Raw genomic sequence first — 13,102 nt, 5'->3', positions numbered from 1 at the left:
GGCGCATGAGTTCTCACAGGCCCGGATGCCAGCCTGTGAGAACGGTCCTCGCATTTCTGATGAGACTTGGGCCTTTGCCGACGAGCGGCTCGGCGAACTGTGGAGCCCGGAGCAGATCTGCGGCCGACTCAAGCAGCGCGGTCTACCCTCGGCGAGCCACGAGGCCATCTACCAACGCTCTACGCCGACAAACGCGGAGCGCCCTGCACCGCGCCCTGCGCTGTCAAAAGGCGCGCAGGAAGCGCTATGGGGGTCGCGAGCGACGCGGCACCATCCCCAACCAGGTATCGATCCGAGCAGCGCCCGGCCATCGTTAACAGCCGCAAGCGTTTCAGCAACTGGGAGGGCGATCTGGTCATTGGTGCCGGTCAGCAACAGGCGTTCCTCACGCTCAACGAACGCAAGTCCCGTTACGCCCTGATCGCCCATGTCCCGTTCAAGACCGTACAGGCGGTTGGATACCATGATCTATCTGCTGACACCTTTTGCGGCCTGCGTTAATACGCTGACGACCGACAACGGCCGTGAGTTCGCCCAGCATGAGCGGATCGCCGGGAAGCTCGATGCAGACTGCATTCTTCGCTCATCCCTATGCCTCTTGGGAACGCAGCGCCAACGAGAATTTGAATCAGCTTGGCTTAACTATAGGAAAAGGATCACATTATTGTTTCTTTGCGGGAGATTGGCACCATGCCTTGGCCGAGTGCGCATAGTATCTGGAAGCCTTTGTCGAATTCCTCTCCATCGACACGCCAGATATCGTCCTGATCGGCAAGTGCTGCAAGCATCGAGGCGGCGGGGCCACGAAGCGGTATGACGCTATTGGGTGCGATCTCCAATAAGGGAACGAGAACGAAGGGGCGCATGTGCATGCGTGGGTGAGGCAAGGTGAGGGTGGCATCATCAAGGATCAGGTCATCGTAAAGCAGAAGATCCAGGTCTAGCGTACGCGGACCATTGCGAATGCTACGTACGCGCCCATGGCGAGTTTCCATGGCCAGCAATTCCATTAAGAGCGCATGGGGAGGGTATGTGGTTTCAAGCAGGGCGACGGCATTGATGAAATCGGGCTGGAAATCATAGCCTACCGGCGCCGTGCGATACAGGGAAGAGGCCCGTAGCAGGCGGCATCCGGGCAGGCGATCCAGTTCAGCAAATACAGCGCGGATCAGATTGGCAGGATGGTCCAGATTGCCGCCTAGTGCAATGAATGCCTGGCTCATGCGGGCTCCTTGTCAACCAGTAGCTGTTTGCGGTGGAGTTTCAAGGCCTCCCTGACGAAAGGGCTTAGATCGGTCTTGCCTGGTGTATCCAGGTGGGCGATGAGTGCTTTGCGCATGCGCGGTTCCCAGAAATGGGTTAGATGGTTGGCCACACCGGCCATTCCGATGGTGCGATCCGGATCGGTTTCAAAAAAATTACCGATCTGGTTCGCCATGTGTATCAGTCTCGCGATGTTCATAGCGGGTTCATTCCGTGATGCGCTCGGGATGCGCGTAGAGGATGTGGCGGTCAGAACGCACGAATCCGGCCAGGGTTAGCCCCGTTTCCCGGGCCAGGCGTATGGCGTAGCCGGTTGGCGCGGAAACTGCTGCGAGTAGGGGGATACCGACACTGGCGGCCTTCTGCACCATTTCGAAACTGGCCCGGCTGGTTACCAGCGCAAAGCCTTGTCGCGGATCTGCGTCCATGTGGATCATTGCGCCGATGAGTTTGTCCAGGGCGTTGTGGCGTCCTACGTCCTCGCGTACCGCCAGCAGGTTGCCCGCCCGGTCCGCCCAGGCTGCGGCATGAACCCCGCCAGTGCTGGCACGCAGAGGCTGGTTGAGCTGGAGTTGACGCAGTGCGTTGTGCATGGACGCGGCGGGCATGGGTTGCCCGGCGGCCAAAGGCGCCAGTGGGCGAGCCACCTGATCCAGGCTTTCTATCCCGCACAGGCCGCAGCCGGTACGTCCTGACAGCGTCCTGCGCCGCGCCTTGAGGCCGACAAAACGCTCCTCTGAGACGCGCATTTGTACGACCACGCCATGCTCGCTGACTTCCAGCTCCAGGTCGTAGAGTTCAGAAGGCTGGGTCAGGATGCCTTCGCTCAGGCTGAAACCCAGGCCGAAGTCTTCCAGATCCGCGGGGCTGGTCAGCATGACGGCATGAGAGATGCCGTTGTAAGACAGGGCCACCGGCACTTCTTCCGGCACGGTATCGATGCGTTCACTGCCGGATTCCCGCACCACGACTTCCAGCATGGCTGCAGGCAGGGTCAAAGCTGGCTCGGGAAGGTCACACGGGCGCATGGGCGGACACCGGCCGCAGCAGGGCCAACTGCTCTTCGCTGAAACGGGCGTATTCCTTCTGCCACGTTGAGGGTTGCTCCACCCGTGAGACTTGTATCGCGGTCACCTTGTACTCGGGGCAGTTAGTGGCCCAGTCGGAGTTCTCGGTGGTCACCACGTTGGCCCCGGAACCGGGCCAGTGGAAGGTGGTGTAGACCACGCCGGGCTGCATGCGCTCGCTGATTTTCGCTCTCAGCACGGTTTCGCCGGCGCGGCTTTGCACGCCTACCCAGTCGCCATCCCGGATGCCCCGGTCCTCAGCATCTGCCGGGTGCAGTTCCAGGATGTCCTCCGGATGCCACACGGTGTTGGCGGTACGCCGGGTCTGGGCACCCACGTTGTACTGGGAAAGGATGCGCCCCGTGGTAAGCAGCAGGGGGAAGCGGCGATTGACGCGCTCTTCAGAGGCCACGTACTCGGTGAGTATGAAGCGCCCCTTGCCGCGCACGAATTCCTCCACGTGCATGGTGGGCGTGCCCTCGGGATGTGCTTCGTTGCAGGGCCACTGGATGCTGCCCAGGCGGTCCAGCCTGGCGTAGCTCACGCCGTGGAAGGTGGGCGTCAGCCGGGCGATCTCGTCCATGATTTCGGACGGATGCGCATAGTGCATGGGGTAGCCCAGAGCGTTGGCCAGCATCTGGGTCACCTCCCAGTCAGCGTAAGTGGCCAGAGGACGCATCACTTTCCTGATCCGGGAGATGCGCCGCTCGGCGTTGGTGAAAGTGCCGTCCTTCTCCAGGAAGCTGGCGCCGGGAAGGAATACGTGGGCGAACTTGGCCGTCTCGTTCAGGAATAAATCCTGCACCACCAGGCATTCCAGCGCTTCCATGGCGGCAGTGACGTGCTGGGTGTCGGGGTCGGACTGGGCGATGTCCTCGCCCTGCACGTACAGGCCCTTGAAGCTGCCGGCAATGGCGGCGTCGAACATGTTTGGGATTCGCAAGCCCGGTTCGTTGCTGAGCGGTACCCCCCAGGCCGACTCGAACAGCTTGCGGGTGAGGTCGTCGGAGACGTGGCGGTAGCCCGGCAACTCGTGGGGGAAGGAGCCCATGTCACACGAGCCTTGCACGTTGTTCTGGCCGCGCAACGGGTTCACACCCACGCCGGGCCGGCCGATGTTGCCGGTGGCCATGGCCAGGTTGGCGATGCCCATGACCATGGTGGAGCCCTGGCTGTGCTCGGTGACCCCCAGGCCGTAATAGATGGCGCCGTTGCGAGCGGTGGCGTAGAGCCGCGCGGCGGCGCGCATCTCCTTGGCCGGCACGCCGGTGACAGCCTCGGTGGCCTCGGGAGCATGGCGCGGATCGGCGATGAAAGTCTTCCATTTGGCAAAGGCTTCCGCTTCGCAGCGCCCGGCCACGAAGGCCTCGTCCACTAATCCCTCGCTGACAATGACGTGGGCCAGCGCATTGACCAGGGCCACGTTGGTGCCGGGCAGCAGTTTCAGGTGATGGGCGGCGCGCACGTGCGGGGTGTCCACCAAGTCGATGGCGCGGGGGTCAGCGACGATCAGTTTGGCACCCTGACGCAGGCGCTGTTTCATGCGCGAGGCGAACACCGGATGTCCGTCGGTGGGATTGGCACCGATCAACAGGATTACGTCAGCCTCCATCACCGAATCGAAATCCTGGGTACCCGCGGACTCGCCCAAGGTCTGCTTGAGACCGTAACCAGTGGGTGAATGACAGACCCGGGCGCAGGTATCCACGTTATTCGTGCCGAAAGCAGTGCGGGTCAGTTTCTGCACCAGGTAGGTTTCCTCGTTGGTACAGCGAGAGGACGTGATTGAACCGATCGATTCCGCGCCGTATTGGGTTTGCAAACGCTTGAATTCGGACGCGGTGTAGGCAATGGCCTCCTCCCAGCTTACCTCGCGCCACGGGCCGCGAATGGATTTGCGGATCATCGGTGTGGTGATGCGATCCGCGTGGGTGGCGTAGCCCCAGGCGAAGCGGCCCTTGACGCAGGCGTGACCGTGATTGGCGCCGCCCGCGGTATCCGGCTCCATGCGGATCACCTTCTCGCCCTGCAGCTCGGCCTTCAGTGAACAGCCCACGCCGCAGTAAGCGCAGGTGGTCGTGACACTGCGCTGGGGCTGGCCCAACGCGATGACGGACTTGTCCATCAGCGCCGCCGTCGGGCAGGCCGCGACACACGCACCGCAGGAGACGCACTCGGAAGACAGAAAATCGTCCCCCCCGGCCGCCGCGATGCGGCTGTCGAAACCGCGTTCCGTGGTGGTCAGCGCGAAGGTGCCCTGGATTTCGTCACAGGCCCGCACACAGCGGGAGCAAACGATACACTTGGACGGGTCATAGGCGAAATAGGGGTTGGAGTTGTCCGCGCTTTCGGAGAGGTGGTTGTGGCCGTCGGCGTAGCGTACTTCTCTCAAGCCCACCCGGCCTGCCATGTCCTGCAGTTCGCAGTCGCCGTTGGCAGAGCAGGTCAGGCAGTCCAGCGGGTGGTCGGAGATATACAGTTCCATCACACCCCGGCGCAGGCGGAACAGGGCGTCACTTTCCGTGGTGACCTCCATCCCCTCATCTACCAGCGTCGTGCAGGAGGCGGGGTATCCGCGCCGGTCCTTTACCTCCACCACGCACAGGCGGCAGGAGCCAAAAGCCTCCAGCTGTTCCGTGGCGCAGAGTTTGGGGATATCGATGCCGGCCTCGGCGGCTGCGTGCATGACCGAAGTGCCGGCCGCTACGGTGACGGGGATGCCATCAATGCGCAAGGTGACTTGCTGGGGGGATGTGCGGGCAGGGGTGCCCCGGTCGTTGTGGGAATGCAGGCTCATGTAGCGGTCTCCTCTCGTTTCGGCGCCAGGCCGAAGTCTTCCGGATAGTGATCGAGGGCGGACAGTACCGGATAGGGGGTCATGCCGCCCATGGCGCAAAGCGATCCTTCCAGCATGGTTTGACAAAGATCGCGCAGCAAAGTGTCGTCGTTGACAGCTTGGGGACGGCTCGCGATCATGCCGTCGAGCAGTTCTACCCCGCGCACGGAGCCGATTCGGCAAGGCGTGCATTTGCCGCAGGATTCGATGGCGCAGAACTCCATGGCGTAGCGGGCCATTTTCGCCATGTCCACGCTGTCGTCGAAGGCCACGATGCCACCGTGGCCCACTGAGGCACCCACGGCGGCGAAGGCCTCGTAGTCCAGGGGCAAGTCGAAACGGGATGCGGGCAGATAGGCGCCCAGTGGGCCGCCCACCTGCACCGCGCGCAGTGGCCGGCCGCTGGCTGAGCCGCCCCCGTAGTCGTACAGCAGTTCATTCAGAGTGATGCCGAACGGCACTTCCACCAGGCCGGTGTGCTTGAGATTGCCGGCCAACTGGAACGGCAGCGTGCCGCGGGAGCGGCCCCATCCGTAGTCCTTGTAGGCCTCACCGCCATGCGCCAGGATCCAGGGCGCGCTGGCCAGGGTGATGACGTTGTTCACCACCGTGGGGCGTCCGAACAGGCCCTTCAGTGCGGGCAGCGGCGGCTTGGCGCGTACCAGACCGCGTTTGCCCTCGATGCTCTCCAATAGCGAGGTCTCCTCGCCGCACACGTAAGCGCCGGCACCCTTGAACAGATGCAGCTCGAAACGGCGGCCGGAACCCATCACGTCATCGCCCAGCAGGCCTTCCCGGCAGGCGCTGATGATGGCGTTGTCCAATACATCCCAGGCGTCTGGATATTCCGAGCGCAAATAAATGTAGCCGGTGTCCGCGCCCACTGCCAGGCCAGCGATGATCATGCCCTCAATCAGGCAATAAGGATCGCCCTCCATCAGCATGCGGTCGGAGAAGGTGCCGGAGTCGCCCTCGTCGGCATTGCAGACAATGTATTTCTGAGTGGCGTCAGTATTCATGACCGTGCGCCATTTGATGCCAGTGGGGAAGCCCGCACCGCCGCGTCCGCGCAGTCCCGCTGTGTCTATCGCGCCGACGATGTCCTCGGCCTTCATGCCCAGAGCACGCTCCAGTCCGATGAGACCGCCGTGGGCACGATAATCATCCAGGGACAGGGGATCGGTTATGCCGATGCGGGCGAAGGTGAGCCTGGCCTGGTTCTGCAGATAAGGAATGTCTTCGGTTGGACCAAGATACAGCGCATGGGCCCCCCCCTGCAACCAACCGCATTCGAACAGGCCGGGCACGTCCTTGAGATCAACCGGACCATATCCGATACGTTGTCCGGCCACTTCCACTTCCACCAGCGGTTCCAGCCAGTAGAGACCGCGCGAACCATTGCGCACGATGTCCACGAGTATGCCTCGGTGCTGGGCTGCGGCGACGATTGCCCGAGCAACAGCCTCTGCGCCCACTGAAACGGCACCGGAGTCGCGAGGAATGAAAATGCGGGGGGTCATGCGGGCTGCTCCTCCGTCAGCAGGGCATCCAGGCGTTCTGCGGTGACCCGTCCATACAGCTTGCCGTCCAGCATGATCGCCGGTGAGCAGGCGCAGTTACCCAGGCAGTAGGCCGCTTCCAACGTGACCGCACCATCCGCCGTGGTGGCACCGAAGTCCACGCCCAGCTGCCTGCAGATGTGGGCAGCCAGGCGCTCGGAGCCCATGGCCTGGCAGGATTCCGCCCGGCACACCTGGAGCCGCCGACGGCCGGGCGGGGTGCGGCGGAAGTCGTGGTAGAAGCCGATCACGCCTATCACCTCGGCGCGAGAGACATTGTGTGCTTGGGCCAGTTGCGCTATGGCATGGTCAGGGAGGTACCCCAATTGGTCCTGCAGCCGGTGGAGCGCTGGCATCAGGCCCGCCTGGTCGGTGCTGCGCGCGGATTCTTCGGTCATGGGAAAGCAATTTCGATGCGCGCGTCGAAATTGAAGACAAAATCCATTAGCTTGCGCAATCTGGTCTCAAGCAGCAGGGTATGCGGCTTCTTGGGCCACTCATTGGAAATCCACCGACAAACCAGTTCGTAGTTTAGGCAGTCCTGGATCTTTTGTGGAAACGCCGGTGCAATAGCATGCATTGAAATACGGGTGCGTATCGGCTGCGGTTCTCGCTCATACTCCCAGATGCCTACCCGTGATCGGGTTTCCGTATCCTCAATCTCGATAGTCCAGATCATGACTTGTGTGCCCATTTGGGCTGCTCTGGGAACAATGGCAATGTAGTTACCGATATCCTGCTCAAGATGGTAACGAGAACGGCGCATCGTGACTATGTGATAGCGTCTGCCGGAAGCAGATCTCCGGTTGTTTTCCGGAAGCAGATCTCCGGTGCGCGGCAAGCATGGTATTTTGCAGCAGGCAGGTTATCGTCATTGGTCCTACTCCACCTGGCACCGGTGTGATGGCACGTACTACTTTTATTGCCTCTTGAAAGGTTACGTCGCCGACAAGACGTGTCTTCCCAGGCCCTAGCTCCGGCGCGGCCAGCCGATTAATGCCCACATCAATCACAACCGCTCCCGGCTTAATCCAGTTGCCACGCACCATTTCCGGATGCCCGACCGCGACGATAAGCAAATCGGCGCGACGACATGTACCCGCGATATTTTGCGTCCCGGAATGGGCGATTGTTACGGTGGCGTTTGCCATGCTTAATAGCTGTGCCATCGGCTTTCCAACAATGTTTGAGCGTCCCACGACGACTGCTTCGAGCCCCGTTAGATCACCAAGAACGGATCTTGCCAATATCATGCATCCAAGTGGAGTGCAGGGCATTAGTGCCTCCCCACCGGTCGCGAGCAGTCCGGCGTTCATCGGGTGAAAGCCGTCGACATCTTTTTCCGGGTCGATTGCCATCAACACTCTTCGCTCGTCGATCTGAGCGGGTAATGGCAATTGCACCAGTATGCCGTCCACTTCCTCCATTCGGTTAAGTTCGCTAATAAGCGAAAGAAGCGCCGACTCGCTCGTTGTTGCAGGTAGACGATGTTCGAAAGATCGCATGCCGACATCCAAGGTTTTTTGTGCCTTGCTGCGCACGTAAACACTGCTGGCTGGATCATCCCCAACCAGTACTACCGCAAGGCCGGGTGGACGGCCAAACAAGGCAATAAATGCATCGACGTCACGGGCGATATCGCCAAGCAGTCCGGTCGATATCTTTACCCCATCAATCATCTGTGCGGTCATGTGGTCTCCTGGCGAATCTATAAAAGTTAATCTGCAAAGACGACGGCCGTCGTTCCATTTATCAGGACCCGGTCGTTGAGGTAATAACGCAGGCCACGGGCCAGTACCTGGCGCTCTAGGTCGCGCCCCTTGCGAACAAGGTCATCGGGCGCATCACTATGACAAACTCTCGTTACGTCCTGTTCAATGATCGGGCCCTCGTCAAGATCGCTTGTAATGAAATGCGCAGTCGCTCCTATCAGTTTGACACCGCGAGCATATGCCTGATGATACGGCTTGGCGCCTTTGAAACCTGGTAGAAACGAGTGATGCACATTGATGCACCAGCCGGACAGCTTTGCCGACAGATCGTCCGACAGTACCTGCATATACCGGGCAAGGACGACCATTTCTGTGCCGGTTTCGCAAATTAGGTGCCATAGTTTCTGCTCCTGTGCCAGCTTCGTTGTGTTATCGATTGGAAGATGGTGAAACGGTATGCCACCAAAGTCGACATTCGAATATGTTTCACGCGGATGATTCGAAACGATCCCGCTGATAATCATCGGCAATTCGCCAATACGCCAACGATACAGAAGGTCTACCAGGCAGTGATCTTGTTTGGAGACCATGATCATGACGCGTCGCAGTTCGAGCGGAGAGCGCAAGTGCCAAGTCAAGCCGAACCGCTCCACAATAGGCATGAACCCCGCGCGCAGCCGTGCGATGTCCGCGTCGTGTTTCTCGCAGCTGAACGTGACTCGCATGAAGAAATGTCCAGAGTTTTTATCGTCGAACTGCTGTGCGTCCTCGATATCACCACCAGTTTCAAAAATGTAGTTAGAAATGGCAGCAACGATACCGGGTCGGTTCTTGCATGTCAGTGTCAGATTAAAAGTTTTTCGGTCCATTGGCGTTATCCGTTCAAGTGTCGACGTTTATCGATATTTGCTCTGAAAGAGGTGTCCTCAGCAATCATCCGGTTTAATGGTCAGTCATTCGAGAATCAGAGACTGTCGGCTACCTGACAAATGCAGATTTTTTTTACCTCGGTGCATTGGTGATGCACAAGCCAGGATGCTTCAAGTAGCATGGCGAGCCAGACTGCTGCTTGGGAGTGGGTGACAGTCTCCTTGAGATTAAGGGACTATGAGCCCTGGATATCTGGCTTTACCTAAACAGCAATCAAGACATGCCGCGCGTGTAGCACAGTAGATGGAATCCGTATCAACATTCGGTTGATCCGGTCAAAGACTGCAGCGGAAAAGAGAAAAGCGCGTTTGAGAAGAAATCGCATTGCCTATAGCGCCCACCTTTGTGAAAACTGTTTATGGGCACTTCGCGTCTGGTGTCGCTTGCCCTGCTAGCCATTAGAGTACGGTCAGGGATATGGATGGTGGTTGCTACTCAATTGGTCAAGTAGCATGATGGGGAGCAGAAGATCCCCCTCAAGAACCTTGAACAAACGGCCCTTTTTGGGGAGTCTCTTTTCGACCACTACAAGACACCATATAAAGTGTGCCATATCCTGCTGCAAGACCCCAGGGTTTTCAATTACTGCTGCGAATGGATATTGATCTGGCTGCGCAAACGCGCGGGGAAATGTCAGTGTGGCGGCGTCTTCCACCGAGCCGACTATCCACGCAAACCCCGCGGTTGCCAAAATGAGGCGCGGGCTGACTACGAATCGCGTTTCAGTTTCTGCTGCAGCCGGTGCCGCAAGCGCACGATGGCCATGTCGGTGCGTTTTCTCGGACGGCGCGTGTATTTATCGCTGGCGGTGGCGTTGCTGTCGGCCAGGCGAACCGGGCTGACAGCAACGGCAGCGCGGCCGTGCGAGAGGCTGGCTTCGCCATGATCCACGGCAATCCGGATAGCGGCAAGGGCATCGTCTTGCGCCTGCTTGCCGGACGCCTTAAAAAGCTCCCCGACATCACTGTTGGCGCCATCAATCACCCGCAAAGCAACCTGGCCGATTTCTATCGCGAATTCGGCGACACCTGCTGTCCCCCTGCGCCCCTCCAATCGCTGGGGCGGCTTCAAGGCGTTGTGCGGGCGCTGGCTCAGCCATCTCGAATCGAGTCGTTGCCCCGGTGCCGCTCATCGACGAAGCCCAGGAAATGACGCCGCAAGTGCTCTGTGAGCTGCGCCTCCTGGCCAGTGCCCGCTTCGATTCCCAGCCACCGCCGCGCAACGCGATCTGCCTGTGCTCGACGAGAAGCTCTATCTGGATGCCTTTTGACAAAAAAATGTCAGCTTATGTCGTCTAGCCGACAGTTCCGATTCAGCGGGTGACTGATCATTAACCATGCTATGCCATTCCGCTACCCGCTTCGGCAAAGCTAATATTTCTAACGTAGGAGAACGCTATGGACGAAAATCGCAAGAAAGTGACACTAAAATATTTGCAGCAAAAAAAGCAGAAAAAGGAGCGCATTACGTCGATTGGTGTTTACGATTCACCAATGGCAGCCATTTCGGATCGTATAGGTTTTGACTTGCTCATTATTGGCAACGCCGGTCCGATGTCGTTGTTTGGGCACAAAGACCCCACCACGGTCAAATTCGAAGAGCAATTGTACATGACCCAGGCGGTTAGCCGTGTGGCGAAATACGGACTTATCGTTGCGCATCTGCCTTATCTTTCTTACCATCTTTCCAAAGAAGATGCGATAAGGAATGCGGGACGGATGGTGTCCGAGGGAGGAGCAGATGCCGTTAAGTGCGAAGGTAACAAGCACACAGCAGAATATATCGCCGAGATCGTGCGGGCGGGAATCCCGGTAATGGGGCACATCGGCATGCAGGCTTCGCGACGGACCGAAGAATCTGGATTCGGAGTCAAAGGGCGTACTGCCGAAGATGCGCGCAAAATTGTAGAGACTGCGGATGCATTTGTCGCCGCAGGTGTATTCTCGTTCATTCTGGAACAGGTGCCGACCGAGCTTGCGGCATTCCTGACCGCCAGAGTGCCGGTGCCCGTCATTACCTTGGGTGGCGGCACGGCCAATGATGGCGTCTATCACATCAGCGGCGATGTCGTTGGTTACAGTGCTTTCCCGACTCCTAAAAACCGTGGCGGATTTGTGGACGTGCGACCGCTTATTGAAGAAGGGCTGCAGGAGTATCGCAGTCAGGTACAAGCAGGTACATATCCGTTAGCAGAAAATTCCTATCACATGGCACCCGAAGAATATGAGAAGTTTCTTAAGATGTTAACGTAGGGTGCCAGCTCGGCGCGAAAGTTGGCGCGAAAGAAAATTTCCGCCACATTATAAAATTCCTTATAAAAGGAGCATGGAGATCATGTGGCACACATTATGCAAGGGTTATAGCTCATTTGTCGATATCATAGTCAAGGCAATCACTAGTTTCGAATGCGAACCGAAGTCGCAGGCCCGCGTTGGAACGATCCATCGAATGCATTATCTGGGTTATGCAGCTTTCGGCGTGATGCTGATCACCTTCGCGGGCAAGACGTTTTCGGCTCCCGCTCCACAACAAGCCGCTCCGAATGCCCTGGGGAGCTTCAATAATTCCAAATATGACACCATCGCCGCCAAAGCCGCGCCGGCCTCAGGCGCGCCTGTGACCGTCAAGGTCAATCTATTCCTCGGGTGGACAGGGGCCTGGGATACGATCGTCATGAAGCAGATGAATATGTTACCGAAGTGGCTCCCAAAGGGCAGCACCGTCGAATGGAAACGTAATCTGCAGGGGCCGCCGGTCATTACTGACATGCTTGCCAATAAGCAGAACATTGCCTATTTGGGCGACAGCCCGTCTATCGTCTCAACGACCAAAGGCGGTATAGCACCACTGAAGATCGTCGCATTCAATCTGATCTCTGCGAGCCGCATGTGCGGCATTCTGCTGGTCAGGTCCGATGCGCCCAACTTTAATAGTCCGGCGGAAGTTTTTCAATGGCTTAAAGGGAAAACAATAGCGGTGCCCAAAGGCAGTTGCGCTGACCGTATCGGGCAAGAAATGGTAAAGAAGGCTGGGGTGGAGGTTAACTGGGTTTTTAACCAAGCGGAGGTGATTGTCTCAAGTCTCCAGGCCAAGAAAATCGATGCAGCTTTCGTTTACGAGCCAAATGCGTCCAACGCAGTCAAGTTGGGATATGGACGGTACGCATTGTCAGGAGCGTACTACAACCTGCTCGATGCAGATACAGTTATCATGCGCCAGGATTTCATTCAAAAGAATCGCCCTGCTGCCATTGGCTGGCTGAAGGCCAACATCGAGGCATTGTATTTCATGCGTGACAATCCGATTGAAACCGTCAACATGATCAAGCGCGAGTTACCGGATTTTACAAAAGAAAATATATGGCAAGCCTTCTACGGGCAACTGCCGGTTAATACGGGGGGTAGTCCGATTGTCAATACGGCAGTCATGACCATTACGCCCCAAGCAGTGTATCTGGCGAACTCGGTGTTCAACTTCCTGAAATCCATGAAAGTGGTCCAGGGCAAATTCGCATCTGACGCCATCGACCCCACACTGGTTGCGCAGGCGTTCACCGAGCTAGGCCTCGATCCAAAAAAAGCCCTTTTTGAAATCAAAGGCGGCCTCCCCACCGACAATCCTTTCAATAAAGACGAATTGAAGAAGTGACGAAAGTGAGGCGGCGGGGCGCCGATTTGACATGTCCCGCCGCAATAAGCTTGCAGGGTGAAACGGAGACCGGGTGAACACTAACCT

At 58.3% G+C, this 13,102-nt stretch carries 14 protein-coding genes; 4 read left to right on the top strand and 10 right to left on the bottom strand.

What is annotated here, in order from left to right:
• Window positions 1-246: 246 nt before the first annotated feature.
• Window positions 247-501 carry a hypothetical protein gene (locus tag GZH91_RS18410; RefSeq protein WP_371860403.1) on the top strand — a complete coding sequence of 85 codons (255 nt, stop codon included), beginning with the start codon at window positions 247-249 and terminating at the stop codon, window positions 499-501.
• Window positions 502-656: 155 nt separating this feature from the next.
• Here GZH91_RS18410 and folK read toward each other — a convergent pair whose 3' ends face one another.
• The 10 genes from folK to GZH91_RS11035 all read right to left on the bottom strand — a co-directional run bounded on the left by folK (window position 657) and on the right by GZH91_RS11035 (window position 10,438).
• Entirely contained in the window at window positions 657-1,223 is a 567-nt protein-coding gene (gene folK, locus GZH91_RS11080) for a 2-amino-4-hydroxy-6-hydroxymethyldihydropteridine diphosphokinase (RefSeq protein WP_147075121.1), read from the bottom strand.
• The gene (locus tag GZH91_RS11075; protein ID WP_147075120.1) at window positions 1,220-1,462 is read right to left on the bottom strand and encodes a formate dehydrogenase subunit delta; all 243 of its coding nucleotides are present in this window, start codon (window positions 1,460-1,462) and stop codon (window positions 1,220-1,222) included. Before GZH91_RS11075 ends, folK begins: the two co-directional genes overlap by 4 nt.
• 7 nt (window positions 1,463-1,469) lie before the next feature.
• Window positions 1,470-2,291 carry a formate dehydrogenase accessory sulfurtransferase FdhD gene (gene fdhD, locus GZH91_RS11070; protein WP_147075119.1) on the bottom strand — a complete coding sequence of 274 codons (822 nt, stop codon included), beginning with the start codon at window positions 2,289-2,291 and terminating at the stop codon, window positions 1,470-1,472.
• Window positions 2,278-5,127 (bottom strand): formate dehydrogenase subunit alpha, encoded by a 2,850-nt coding sequence (fdhF, locus tag GZH91_RS11065; RefSeq protein WP_147075118.1) that lies wholly within the window; start codon window positions 5,125-5,127, stop codon window positions 2,278-2,280. Before fdhF ends, fdhD begins: the two co-directional genes overlap by 14 nt.
• Window positions 5,124-6,686, bottom strand: coding sequence for a formate dehydrogenase beta subunit (locus tag GZH91_RS11060; RefSeq protein WP_147075117.1), 1,563 nt, complete (start codon window positions 6,684-6,686; stop codon window positions 5,124-5,126). Before GZH91_RS11060 ends, fdhF begins: the two co-directional genes overlap by 4 nt.
• On the bottom strand, window positions 6,683-7,123 hold the full coding sequence (locus GZH91_RS11055; protein ID WP_147075123.1) for a formate dehydrogenase subunit gamma: 441 nt from the start codon (window positions 7,121-7,123) through the stop codon (window positions 6,683-6,685). Before GZH91_RS11055 ends, GZH91_RS11060 begins: the two co-directional genes overlap by 4 nt.
• Entirely contained in the window at window positions 7,120-7,419 is a 300-nt protein-coding gene (locus GZH91_RS11050; RefSeq protein ID WP_161984254.1) for a tunnelling fold family protein, read from the bottom strand. The genes GZH91_RS11055 and GZH91_RS11050 overlap by 4 nt, the downstream gene beginning before the upstream one ends.
• Window positions 7,420-7,465: 46 nt before the next feature.
• On the bottom strand, window positions 7,466-8,416 hold the full coding sequence (folD, locus tag GZH91_RS11045; RefSeq protein ID WP_147075062.1) for a bifunctional methylenetetrahydrofolate dehydrogenase/methenyltetrahydrofolate cyclohydrolase FolD: 951 nt from the start codon (window positions 8,414-8,416) through the stop codon (window positions 7,466-7,468).
• A gap of 26 nt (window positions 8,417-8,442) precedes the next feature.
• The gene (purU, locus tag GZH91_RS11040; protein WP_147075061.1) at window positions 8,443-9,306 is read right to left on the bottom strand and encodes a formyltetrahydrofolate deformylase; all 864 of its coding nucleotides are present in this window, start codon (window positions 9,304-9,306) and stop codon (window positions 8,443-8,445) included.
• A 769-nt stretch (window positions 9,307-10,075) separates the two neighbouring features.
• Window positions 10,076-10,438, bottom strand: a complete 363-nt coding sequence (locus GZH91_RS11035; RefSeq protein ID WP_161984253.1) for a hypothetical protein — start codon at window positions 10,436-10,438, stop codon at window positions 10,076-10,078.
• Window positions 10,439-10,488: 50 nt separating this feature from the next.
• Between GZH91_RS11035 and GZH91_RS18090 the strand changes: the two genes are divergently transcribed.
• The 3 genes from GZH91_RS18090 (at window position 10,489) to GZH91_RS11020 (ending at window position 13,015) form a co-directional block, all read left to right on the top strand.
• Complete coding sequence (locus tag GZH91_RS18090) at window positions 10,489-10,665, top strand: hypothetical protein (RefSeq protein WP_223264653.1); 177 nt, start codon at window positions 10,489-10,491, stop codon at window positions 10,663-10,665.
• Between the two features lie 99 nt (window positions 10,666-10,764).
• Window positions 10,765-11,619 (top strand): 3-methyl-2-oxobutanoate hydroxymethyltransferase, encoded by an 855-nt coding sequence (locus tag GZH91_RS11025; protein WP_147075059.1) that lies wholly within the window; start codon window positions 10,765-10,767, stop codon window positions 11,617-11,619.
• A gap of 73 nt (window positions 11,620-11,692) precedes the next feature.
• Window positions 11,693-13,015, top strand: a complete 1,323-nt coding sequence (locus GZH91_RS11020) for an ABC transporter substrate-binding protein (protein WP_147075058.1) — start codon at window positions 11,693-11,695, stop codon at window positions 13,013-13,015.
• Window positions 13,016-13,102: the final 87 nt, after the last annotated feature.

Source organism: Sulfuriferula plumbiphila, assembly GCF_009938015.1.
Classification (GTDB): domain Bacteria; phylum Pseudomonadota; class Gammaproteobacteria; order Burkholderiales; family Sulfuriferulaceae; genus Sulfuriferula; species Sulfuriferula plumbiphila.
The sequence above is the reverse complement of the archived record's forward strand: the minus strand, read 5'-3'. Positions and strand labels throughout refer to the sequence as shown.